Raw genomic sequence first — 11308 nt, forward strand, 5'->3', positions numbered from 1 at the left:
CGAACAAAATTTAACCGTGAAAGATCAACAGTCCCTAGTAGCTTTGATCGTAAACTTCAATGAAATGCATTTGCATTGAGTAAGCCGCTGTAGCCATATCGTTTTCAACAAGTGTGGTTGCAAGTTTTCCTGAAACCCACACAGCATCGTATAGCGACTCCATAATAATACCTTGTTCTGATTCTACATAAATAATTTGGTTAGGCGCCGGTGGTGGTGCATGTATACATGCGCCAAAAAATGGCACAAGAAAAAAACGAGTTATCACTTGAGCTTTATTAATTTCAAGCGGTACCACAAATCCAGGGATACGTATATTTTCTCCATTCATTGCCTCAATAATATTTGTAGAGACTAATGCTTGTTGATAACTATCTTCAGGTACTGATTTTTTAATACCTTGAAGTTTATTATCGAGTTGATCTTCTAATGTCCCGTCGCTTATTTCTTCTAAGTACTCAGGCGGGTTTAAAAGTGCTTCGAGCTCCTTTTCTGGAATGAGTGCAATCCATTCGAGTGTATTATATTGCTGCGTATTAGGAGAGCTATTATAAGGGTTGATCGGGTTAGTATTTGTCGCTGTATCAACTTCATTATCAGATTTAAGTTTAGAGGCTGAGTCTATATCGCTAACAAAAATACTCTCATTTTCTTGCTGCTGTTTTTCTTCTATAACAGGCTGTGTAACATCTGAGGTAATAGACTTATTTTCCCCCTTAAAAAAGTAAAAAGAGAGAAGAATAAAAATTAACAATATTGCTATTTTTACCGTAACTCCTTTCATTGCTTCTCGATTAAACTCCACCTAAAAATTCTCCTCAGTTTAAAACTACATTTACTCCAAAATATAATTGTTATAATATAACACTTATATTTTAGCCAAAGCCATTAATCAATGTCTGTTTCCTTACAAAACGTTAATTTTCATTACCCTGACACACCTAAAAACCAGGTGCTAAGTATTGATAAATGGGAAGTTTACCCTGGTGAAAAGTTATTTATTTATGGTCCTTCCGGTTGTGGAAAGTCAACTTTGCTAAACCTGATAAGCGGTATTCTGTTGCCTTCCTCTGGTAGCATTAATGTCTTAGGCGAGTCTTTAGAAGCAATGACCGATCATCAACGCAATAGGTTTAGAGCTAACAATATAGGTTATATTTTTCAAAACTTTAATCTTATTCCATATTTGAATAGTGTTGAGAATATTCGCCTAGCGCATTATTTTTCAAGTAAAAATAAGCCAAGCAATACGACTGCACTGGTAAAGAAAATACATAACTTATTAGAGGCCTTAAACATGCCAATAGAGAGTTGGCATAAACCTATTAACTTACTAAGTATTGGGCAACAGCAACGTGTAGCTATCGCAAGAGCGCTAATCAACAACCCTAAACTATTAATTGCTGATGAGCCAACCTCATCACTTGATCCATATAATAAAGAAAACTTTATGCGCTTATTAATAGAGCTATGTACAACTCAAAAAATCACCGTGCTTTTTGTTAGTCATGACCAACAACTCAATCAGTACTTCACTCGGTCAGCTGCACTACCGAGTATCAATAAGATTGTTAACAAACAATAATGTTCTTACGTATTGCCACTAAAAGCCTCCTTAATCGTAAAGGCTCTGTTCTATTAACTCTATTAGCTATGACTATCAGTATTTTAGTTATGTTTGGCGTAGAACATATCAGAACACAAGCCAAAACAAGTTTTGCTAATACGATTTCAGGAGTTGATCTAATTGTAGGTACAAGAACAGGCAGCTTAAACTTATTACTCTATTCTGTTTTTAGAATGGGCTCACCTACCAATAATATTAGTTGGGAAGCGTTTACTAAAATTTCTACTGATGAACGAGTCGCATGGACTATCCCTATTTCCCTTGGTGACTCTCATAAAGGCTACCGAGTGCTAGGCACTAACCAAAGTTACTTTACCCATTTTAAATATGGTGACCAACAACCGTTAACTTTTAATAATGGAAAGCCATTTGAGCATATATTTGATGTGGTATTAGGCGCTGATATCGCAAAAAAACTAGGCTATAAATTAGGAGATAAAATAACGCTAGCTCATGGTCTGGTTAGTACAAGCTTTAGTAACCATGATGATACGCCATTTACCATTGTTGGTATTTTACAGGCCACTGGCACACCTGTTGATCAAACACTACACATTAGCTTAAAAGGTTTAGATGCATTACATGTAAATTGGCAACACCAAACTGCACCAACAAGTATTACCGCCTTAATGGTTGGCCTGAAGTCTAAAATGTCAACATTTACTGTTCAACGAAACATTAACACGAGTAAAGATGAACCATTACTCGCAATTTTACCTGGCGTTGCCATCGCAGAGCTGTGGCAAACAATGGCTATTCTAGAGAATGTGCTTCGGCTTATTTCTTTGTTTGTTTTTATATCTGCAATTATAGGGTTAAGCGCCATGATGCTGAGCTCTATTCGTGAACGCGATCAAGAAATTAAACTTTTGCGTGCTATTGGGGCTTCATCATTCTTTCTATATTGTTTTATTAAACTTGAAGCTATGATGATCACATTACTAAGCACTAGTATTGCTGTAATATTACTCTATTTATTCTTATTAATGACAAAACCTTACTTAGTTGATAACTTTGGTCTAGCATTGAGTGAAAATATTATGGCTATTATTAATATACAATGGCTAGCAATGATATTTATCTGCACTTTTATTGCGGCAATACCTGCGGCTTTCATCGCCTTTAAAAGAGCTAAGTGCTAATGCTACTATTAATAAATTGCTCACTAGGGCGACAATTAAAAAAAAGATTACCCTATATACCAAAACAAAAAGTACACCCACCTTAGCCCAATAAAACAGCACCAATAAAGTAACTAACATAGCAACAAAGTAGTTACCTCATTGCTATAACGACAACACAATTATTTATTACTCCTACCCACTAAAAGCAACATAAAATGATAAAAATGAATATTAAAAACTATATTGCATTAGCAGCACTACTGCCAATAACCTTTGCTACAGCGGTTAACGCATCAGCGATTAAACAAACAAAAGGCGACTTTGAAGATAAGTTTCGCCAGCTTAGCGAAGTACTACCTACACCTAATGTTTATCGAAACGCAGCAGGGGAGCCTGGTGAGCGTTATTGGCAGCAGCGTGTCGATTATAAAATTAAAGTGTCACTCAATGAGGAAAAACGCCGCATTACAGGTCACGAAGAAATTACCTATCATAATAACTCCCCTTATCAGTTAAAGTATCTGTGGGTACAACTTGATCAGAATATTTTTAAAGAAAGCTCTATTGCCAATACAGCTAATAACTTTGGTGGTATTGGTCGACGAGGTCCTTATACCAAAGCAGGTGATAAACAAACGCCAGCTAAAATAAGTTTGGGAGAATTAAGACGCCAGCAGTTTATGGCTGATAACAACTTAGGCTACGAAATCAGCGCAGTAAAAGACAACAAAGGTAATCAATTAAGCTTTACTATAGTTGGCACACAAATGCGCATCGACTTACCAAAACCAATCAAACCAAGTGATTCGATAGACTTTAGCATCGACTTTGCTTTTAATATTGTGGAAGAAGACGCAGTATCAGCACGTTCTGGTTACGAACATTTTCCAAAAGATGCACGCGAAGGCGGTAATGATATTTTCTTACTTGCACAATGGTTTCCTCGCTTGCACGCTTACACCGATTATGAAGCCTGGACTAACAAAGAGTTTTTAGGCCGAGGGGAATTCACCTTAGAGTTTGGTAATTATGAAGTTGAAATTAATGTTCCGGCTGATCACATTGTTAGTGCTACAGGCGAATTAACAAACCCTGAAGAGGTATTGACAAAAACTCAACGTAAACGTCTCAAGCAAGCAGAAACAGCTAAACGACCTGTATTTATAGTAACCGAAGCAGAAGCCTTGGAAAACGAAACTAAAGGTACCGATAAGCGAAAAACATGGCACTTTAAAGCCAATAACGTTCGTGATTTTGCTTGGGGATCTTCACGTAAATTTATGTGGGATGCTAAAGGCTACCAACAAAACTCTAATGAAATGCCACAGGTGATGGCAATGTCGTTCTACCCTAAAGAAGGTGGCGATTTATGGAAAAAGTACTCAACCGAGTCTGTTATTCATACTATGGAAGTCTATTCACGTTTTTCATTTAACTATCCTTACCCTACAGCACAATCGGTAAATGGGCCTGTTGGGGGCATGGAATACCCAATGATTACTTTCAATGGACCTCGTACTAAGCTGCAAGATGACGGCAGTCGTACATACTCTCAAGCCGAAAAACGTTTTTTAATTGGTGTTGTTATTCATGAAGTCGGTCACATTTACTTTCCAATGATTGTGAACTCAGATGAACGTCAATGGACATGGATGGATGAAGGCTTGAACAGTTTCCTTGATGGAGTTGCAGGGCGAGAGTGGGATCATACTATTCCTTGGGGCGTAGAACCTCGCGATATTATTGGTTACATGAAATCTGAAAACCAAGTGCCTATTATGACACAGTCAGATAGTGTATTGCGCTTAGGGCCTAATGCCTACACTAAGCCTGCCGCAGCATTAAATATTTTACGTGAGGTTATTTTAGGCCGAGAACTTTTCGATTTTGCCTTTAAAGAATATGCTCAGCGTTGGAAGTTCAAACGCCCTACCCCTTCTGATTTTTTCAGAACAATGGAGGAAGCATCTGGGGTCGATTTAGATTGGTTCTGGCGCGGTTGGTTCTACAGCACTGACCATGTTGATATTTCAATCGATAAAGTTTATCAAATGCGATTAGATACTCACAACCCAGACATAGACTTTGCTCGCTTACGTGACATTGAACAAAACAAACCTTCCTCGCTGTTTGTTGAGCGTAATAAAGCATTAAATAAAGAGCTATGGGTAGATCGCAATAAAGACATAACCGACTTTTATGACGAAAATGACCGCTTTACCGTTACGAATAAAGAGCGTAATGCTTACCAAAAACTTTTAAAGAAAATGGAACCATGGGAGCGAGAAGTTTTAGCTCGAGCCGTTAAAGAAGATAATAACTACTATGTATTAGAGTTTTCTAACCGTGGTGGGTTAGTTATGCCGATATTATTAGAGTTAACCTATACCGACGGCACAAAAGAAGAGCAATATATTCCAGCTGAAATATGGCGACGCACTCCCAAGAATGTTCGCAAACTTATTGTGACAGAAAAAAAGAAAGAGCTTGCCTCCGTTGTTGTCGATCCTGGTTGGGAAACTGCAGATGTTGAAATAGAAAACAACTACTACCCACGCCGTATTATTCCTTCACGAGTACAAGCATACAAAGCGAAGAAAAGCACAGACAAAGTTAAGCGCGATATCATGCAAGATATTAAAACTGAGCTAAAACCTGTCGATGATGAAAAGTCTGATGATGAAAAGTCTGATGATGAACAAGAAAAGGGTAATTAGTATGAGCATACTAAACATAGGTAAAGTCATACCACTGATGATGTTTATTTTATGGGCCAATCTATCGTTTGCCCATCAACAAAAGTCAGCAGAAACCACCATGTTAATCAGTAAAGATGCGAAAACATTAGAAGTCTCGCATCGCTTTTACTTACATGATACTGAGCATGCCGTTCACACATTATTTGATAAAAAAGCTGATATTTTAAACTCAAAAAAAACGCAGCAACAATTTGCTGATTATGTTGCCAAACAATTCTTAGTGCGAAGTTTAGATGATAAACCGCTAGCGCTGAGTGAGGTTGGTTATGAAACTGAAGGGAAGTTTTTTTGGGTTTACCAAGAGGTAGAGTTACCTGAGGAGCTTCCTGGGTTAAAGTTATATAACGGTAGCTTACGTGATTTATGGCCAACACAAATCAATATGGTAAATATTGAAGGCAAAGGGAATATACGTACTTTATATTTTGACAAAAACCAAGACTGGTTAGAAGTCAGCTTTTAGCTTACTTAGCAATATATACGCAACAGCAACAAAAAACCGCTATAGCAATATAGCGGTTTTTTTATAGAATAGTTTGAGTTGGCACTATAAGCCGGGTTTTGTAGCTTTAATCACCGAAATGAAAAAAGTGACAATCATTCGTCTAGGCCTTAACTCGCGCTAAGGCTCAAGCAACCTACCCGGTTTCCACGCGAGCCACGCTTATATTATATTAACTTGCGTTAAAATAATCATGAAACCCTATTTGGTCTTGCTCCAGGTGGAGTTTACCCTGCTGCGAACTGTTACCAGTCGCCCGGTGCGCTCTTACCGCACCCTTTCAGCCTTACCTGTGCTTTATCACCTATAAATAAGTGAGCCATCGGCGGTCTTCTCTCTGCTGCACTTGTCGTCGGCTTGCGCCGCCCAGGCGTTACCTGGCACCCTGCTCATTGGAGCCCGGACTTTCCTCCCCCTTATCTGTCTATTAAGAACCGAAATTCAAAATACAACGATAAAGCAGCGATTGTCTGGCCAACTCGAGGCGCATTCTACCTAGCTGTCGGCTTTGCTGCAAGTTAAAGTTACCTCCCTTGTTGCACTACTTTAATGACAGGGCAATATCGTACAAGGCATTCTTTTTAATACCATGTATTTCAGCGGTAATAGCACAGGCTTTTTTAGGTTTCATTTCAGCTAATAATAACTTTAATGTGTTAATGGCTTCGGCTGGAATATCATTAGCATCTACTTTATGGCCCTCAATAATAAGCACCATTTCACCTTTTAATTGATTAGGGTCTTGTTCTAACCAGTCTAATAAATTTTGCGCACTATCCGAATGAATGGTTTCAAAGGTTTTAGTTAACTCGCGAGCAATAACGACATAACGTTCGCCGCCTAGCGTTGTTACTATGTCTTTCACGGTATCAATGGCACGTCTTGGCGCGTCATAAAAAACCATAGTTCGAGGTTCGTTTTCTAATGCTAATAACGTACTTTGCCTTGCCCCCGATTTTGACGGTAAAAAACCTTCAAAGCTAAATCGATCCGTTGGTAACCCCGCAACCGATAAGGCTGAAATTGCCGCACATGCACCTGGCACAGGAGAAACAGTTAAACCTAAACTACGACAATGGCGCACAAGATGAAAACCAGGATCACTAATTAATGGCGTGCCCGCATCAGAAACTAAAGCAATTGTTTTGCCTTCTTGCAACATAGTGGCAATTTGTTCTTGGCGCTGCCTTTCATTGTGATCATGCATTGATAACGTTTTATTTTTTATCGAAAAAGCAGAGAGTAACTTACCGCTATGGCGTGTATCTTCGCATGCAATAACATCAACTTGCGCTAATATATCAATAGCGCGCTGACTTATATCACCTAAATTACCAATGGGGGTGGCGACTATATATAACGTGCCTGGGTTAACCGTTGTTTCACTCATTTATATTTACTTCACTTGATTTGGTTGTGGCGGGCTACAATGACGTTTATTATAAACCCATACTGATAACAAAATGCACGGATTTCTTCATTGTGGGTCAAACAATTTCATTTTTATCACCGCTAGGCTCATCCGCTAATACTCGTTTAGGCCATTTATTTTCATCAATAAAGGTATTATGCCTAATTACTTTGACGGCTTTTCTTATTACCAGTTGTAGCTCTCAACAACCAAAAAAAACCAACAGCACAACACCGACAAAAGAAGTTAACACACAAGCCGACAATGCTGTAACCAGTGCAGACAAACTCGCCCTTGCTAAAAAATCACTCAGTGAAGGCAATTCAGAGCAAGCCATTATTGAGCTTATTAGTGCCAGCGAACTCTTGTTTACAGAAGGCGCGACGACGCCAAACCACTATAAAAAATCACTATGGCTTGCCGATAAAAGTTTAACGCTTATTAATGCAAATACGCAATTACATAACGAAACCACGGTTAATCAGCGTTATCAATTAAAGTTAATTAAAGCAAAAAGCTTATTAGCACTCGATGAACAATCAATTGACTTAGTACAGCAACAATTGATTGAGATTGAAACATACGCAAAAGGGCATAACCTAGCGTTAACTCTAGACTATTACCAAACACAGCGCACCATATGGCAAAGTAAAAACAGACCTATAGAATTAGTACAAACAGAGTTGTTTATTTTTTCATTACAAGAAAGCTCTACACCTGAGGATAGTGAAGTTAATGTTAATGCATTATGGCGTAAATTCTCTGCCTTAACGCCTTGGCAAGTTAAGCTTTTACAAGAAAAAAACGCACCTTACATCAAGGGTTGGTTAGCATTAACTAACACTGCAAACCAATGGGGTTCAAACTCTGAAGAACTTGAAAATGCCTTAGCTACATGGCAACGTCGCTTTGCCGTGCATCCTGCCAATTCAATTGTGCAGCAACTAATTTCAACAAACCTTAGCGCCACACCAATCGTAAATATTGCTGTGCTATTACCGTTAAGCGGTTCACAGCAACTTGCCGGCCTAACAGCACAACAAGGTATTTTAGCCGCTTATCAGTCAGACAGTAACAAGCACCTGCACTTTTTTGATACTAACACGCTAAACTGGAACAGCTTGAATCAACAATTTTCTGATTTAACCATTGATTTTGTGATTGGGCCTTTACTAAGAAACAACTTAGCACAATATTTAGCACTAGAGCTTAGCTCTTCTATGTCTACTGAAGAGTCTGATAATAACATCAGTAACAACTTCGCAGATAATGAAAACTCACTTACACCGACCCAAAGCAGCATTCCTACGTTGTTATTAAATGTGCCCGCTAATTTACCATTAAAGGCTCAACATTATGCTCTATCAATGAGACCTGAAGATGAAGGTAAACAAGCCGCTGCCTCGTTAAGTTATGCTAATTATAAACAACCTATTGTACTTAGCCATGATGATGCGGTAAGTAAGCGTATCGCGCAAGCATTTGCTCAGCAATGGCAGTTAATGACCGACTCTACTATTGATGTGGTTTATTTTGATACTGGTAAAAAGATGCAAACTGATATCAAATCAAGCCTTGATGTTCATGAAAGTGAAGCGCGTATTAAAGAGTTTGAAAGCCACTTAAAGTATTCGATAAAAACACAAACAAGAAACCGCCGCGATGTAGATATGATTTACTTAATAGGCTCTTCTAAGGAGAGCCGTTTAGTTAAACCTTACATTGAGGTTAATATTAGCCCTTTTGCTCCAAGCATTCCTGTTTATGCAAGCTCTCGTAGCCATAGCATTCAATATGACAATAGCAGCAGTACCGATCTGCAAGGATTAACATTTACCGAAATTCCTTGGCTATTAGACTCAACAAAACAAAATAAAAGCCTCGCTAAACTTAGTAAAGAGTTGTGGCCTAATCGCAGCGATAGTCTGTCACGCATATTTGCCTTAGGGTATGACAGTTATAATTTACTTGATACTTTACCTTTGATGCCAAAGGCGCCTTACATTAGACACTATGGTCAAACGGGTATATTACAACTTCATGAAAATGGTATATTAAACCGTAGTTTATTGTGGGGAGAATATAAACGCGGCAAGGTTTCAGAAGTTGAAATTAACTAAAAAAATCACCACATTATTTACTCAAGATAAAACAACTAAAACCAGTAGTGCCATTGGTAGTATTTCTGAGCAGTATGCTATTAATTACTTACTTCAGCATGGTTTAGTTTTAGTGGATAGTAATGTACATTGCCGACAAGGTGAAATAGATATTATTATGTTAGAGGGTGAAACATATGTATTTATTGAGGTTAAGTACAGAAAAAGCCAAGCTTTTGGTGGCGCGATAAATGCTGTTTCGCCAGCTAAGCAACAAAAAATTAAACATGCTATTACATTTTATCTCCATAACGCCGGGTTAAATGAATATAATACCCCTTGTCGTATTGATGTTATCGCCTTAGAAGGCAACCTAGATAAACCCGAAGTTACTTGGCTAAAAAGCGCCTTTTAGTAAGGTTACTTATTCATAACTTGAACTAGCACCTTGAACTAAGCAATTGACATCAAGAACTCAAAAAAATAGCGCGTATAAACAATTTTAAAAATAAGTCACAAGGTATATTTTTCTTATGTTAGATCAGATCAAAGATAATTTTACTGAAAGCATTCAAACACAAATTGCCGCCAGTGAGTTATTAGCACCGTCAATGGAGCACGCAGGTATGATACTAGTGCAATGTTTGCTCGGCGGTAATAAAATAATCGCTTGTGGTAATGGCGGCTCAGCAGGACATAGTCAACATTTTTGCTCTCAATTATTAAACAAGTACGAAACCGAACGACCTAGCTTACCGGCAATTTCACTGAGTAGTGACATAGCAACCATTACCTCAATCGCCAATGACTACCAGTATGACGAGGTGTTTTCTAAACAAATTCGTGCGCTAGGCAATAATGGTGATGTTTTATTAGCGATTTCAACCAGCGGTAACTCTCGCAATGTTATTAAAGCTATTGAAAGCGCAGTATCACGAGATATGCCTATTATCGCTTTAACAGGCTTTGACGGCGGTGATATTTCGGGTTTACTGGGTGTTAATGATGTGGAAATCAGAGTCCCTTCTGCTCGTACCTCACGTATTCAAGAGGTGCACCTTATTGTACTGCATAGTTTATGCGAAATTATTGATACCACTTTATTTCCACAATCGGAGTAAACCTATGAAGTTCCCTTTAGCTTACTTCAAAAAGCCCAATCTATCGGCTAAAAATACGCTTAAACCGCCAACTAACAAAACTTATCAGCTAGTCGGTGCCCTTACCTTAATATCACTACTCCAAGGCTGTGCGGTCGCGACAGTAACAGCCATAACTGCTGGTGCAACAATTGCTACAGATCGCCGTACGATGAGCCAACAAATTGATGATCAATTAATAGAGTTTACCGCTCATAACGACTTAGCAAAACAAAAAGAATTAAGTGAACATACTAATCTTCATGTCACTAGTGTGAACGGTACCGTATTAATTGTTGGTCAGGCGCCAAATACTTACTTAAGTAACCTTGCAGTGAAAACTGTATCTGCTGTTAATGATGTGGTTAAAATTCATAACCAAATTCGTATTAGCTCTGTCACGTCAATGACAACACAAACCAACGATATTTGGTTAACGTCAAAAGTAAAGTCAGCTTTATTTGCTAGTGATAACGTTAACGGTAAAGACATTAAAGTAGTCACCGAGAATGCAGAGGTGTTTCTGTTGGGGTTAGTGAGCAGCAAAGAGGCTGCATCGGCTATTGATATCACTCGAAATATTAGTGGCGTTAATAAGGTATTTAAAGCGTTTGAATACCTGGACTAAATAACCTGAGCTCGGCTTA

General features: G+C 38.4%; 10 protein-coding genes and 1 other RNA gene. 8 read left to right on the plus strand and 3 right to left on the minus strand.

Translation table 11 applies throughout. The annotated features are described in order from the left end of the window. Positions 1–34 precede the first annotated feature (34 nt). Positions 35–805, minus strand: coding sequence for a DUF3299 domain-containing protein (locus KO495_RS15980; protein ID WP_343816261.1), 771 nt, complete (start codon positions 803–805; stop codon positions 35–37). Positions 806–895: 90 nt separating this feature from the next. On the opposite strand from KO495_RS15980, the gene KO495_RS15985 reads away from it, so the two are divergent. From KO495_RS15985 to KO495_RS16000, 4 genes are all read left to right on the plus strand, one after another. Beyond that, entirely contained in the window at positions 896–1585 is a 690-nt protein-coding gene (locus KO495_RS15985) for an ABC transporter ATP-binding protein (RefSeq protein WP_215981409.1), read from the plus strand. After that, positions 1585–2769 carry an ABC transporter permease gene (locus KO495_RS15990; RefSeq protein ID WP_215981410.1) on the plus strand — a complete coding sequence of 395 codons (1185 nt, stop codon included), beginning with the start codon at positions 1585–1587 and terminating at the stop codon, positions 2767–2769. The genes KO495_RS15985 and KO495_RS15990 overlap by 1 nt, the downstream gene beginning before the upstream one ends. A 206-nt stretch (positions 2770–2975) precedes the next feature. Further along, the gene (locus KO495_RS15995) at positions 2976–5468 is read left to right on the plus strand and encodes a M1 family metallopeptidase (RefSeq protein WP_215981504.1); all 2493 of its coding nucleotides are present in this window, start codon (positions 2976–2978) and stop codon (positions 5466–5468) included. Position 5469: 1 nt separating this feature from the next. Further along, positions 5470–5973, plus strand: coding sequence for a DUF6702 family protein (locus tag KO495_RS16000; RefSeq protein ID WP_252739019.1), 504 nt, complete (start codon positions 5470–5472; stop codon positions 5971–5973). Between the two features lie 70 nt (positions 5974–6043). Here KO495_RS16000 and rnpB read toward each other — a convergent pair. Then, positions 6044–6494: RNase P RNA component class A (gene rnpB / locus KO495_RS16005), an RNA gene on the minus strand. Positions 6495–6553: 59 nt separating this feature from the next. Next, a complete protein-coding gene (gene rsmI, locus KO495_RS16010) occupies positions 6554–7402 on the minus strand; it encodes a 16S rRNA (cytidine(1402)-2'-O)-methyltransferase (RefSeq protein WP_215981411.1) in 849 nt (282 codons plus the stop codon). Positions 7403–7494: 92 nt separating this feature from the next. Between rsmI and KO495_RS16015 the strand changes: the two genes are divergently transcribed. From KO495_RS16015 to KO495_RS16030, 4 genes are all read left to right on the plus strand, one after another. Then, positions 7495–9543, plus strand: coding sequence for a penicillin-binding protein activator (locus KO495_RS16015; RefSeq protein WP_215981412.1), 2049 nt, complete (start codon positions 7495–7497; stop codon positions 9541–9543). Continuing rightward, a complete protein-coding gene (locus KO495_RS16020; protein ID WP_252739020.1) occupies positions 9530–9937 on the plus strand; it encodes a YraN family protein in 408 nt (135 codons plus the stop codon). The genes KO495_RS16015 and KO495_RS16020 overlap by 14 nt, the downstream gene beginning before the upstream one ends. A 118-nt stretch (positions 9938–10055) precedes the next feature. Continuing rightward, positions 10056–10643 (plus strand): phosphoheptose isomerase, encoded by a 588-nt coding sequence (locus KO495_RS16025; RefSeq protein WP_215981413.1) that lies wholly within the window; start codon positions 10056–10058, stop codon positions 10641–10643. Between the two features lie 4 nt (positions 10644–10647). Then, the gene (locus tag KO495_RS16030; protein ID WP_215981414.1) at positions 10648–11289 is read left to right on the plus strand and encodes a BON domain-containing protein; all 642 of its coding nucleotides are present in this window, start codon (positions 10648–10650) and stop codon (positions 11287–11289) included. The last annotated feature ends 19 nt before the right edge of the window (positions 11290–11308 follow it).

This window comes from Colwellia sp. D2M02 (genome assembly GCF_018860755.1).
GTDB classification, from domain to species: domain Bacteria; phylum Pseudomonadota; class Gammaproteobacteria; order Enterobacterales; family Alteromonadaceae; genus Colwellia; species Colwellia asteriadis.

Excerpts from the sequence above, each read along its gene's own strand:
- KO495_RS16030 (WP_215981414.1), top strand. The coding sequence starts at position 10,648 with ATGAAGTTCCCTTTAGCTTACTTCAAAAAGCCCAATCTATCGGCTAAA.
- KO495_RS15995 (WP_215981504.1), top strand. The coding sequence starts at position 2,976 with ATGAATATTAAAAACTATATTGCATTAGCAGCACTACTGCCAATAACC.
- KO495_RS15990 (WP_215981410.1), top strand. The coding sequence starts at position 1,585 with ATGTTCTTACGTATTGCCACTAAAAGCCTCCTTAATCGTAAAGGCTCT.
- KO495_RS16025 (WP_215981413.1), top strand. The coding sequence starts at position 10,056 with ATGTTAGATCAGATCAAAGATAATTTTACTGAAAGCATTCAAACACAA.
- KO495_RS15985 (WP_215981409.1), top strand. The coding sequence starts at position 896 with ATGTCTGTTTCCTTACAAAACGTTAATTTTCATTACCCTGACACACCT.
- KO495_RS16000 (WP_252739019.1), top strand. The coding sequence starts at position 5,470 with ATGAGCATACTAAACATAGGTAAAGTCATACCACTGATGATGTTTATT.
- rsmI (WP_215981411.1), bottom strand. The coding sequence starts at position 7,402 with ATGAGTGAAACAACGGTTAACCCAGGCACGTTATATATAGTCGCCACC.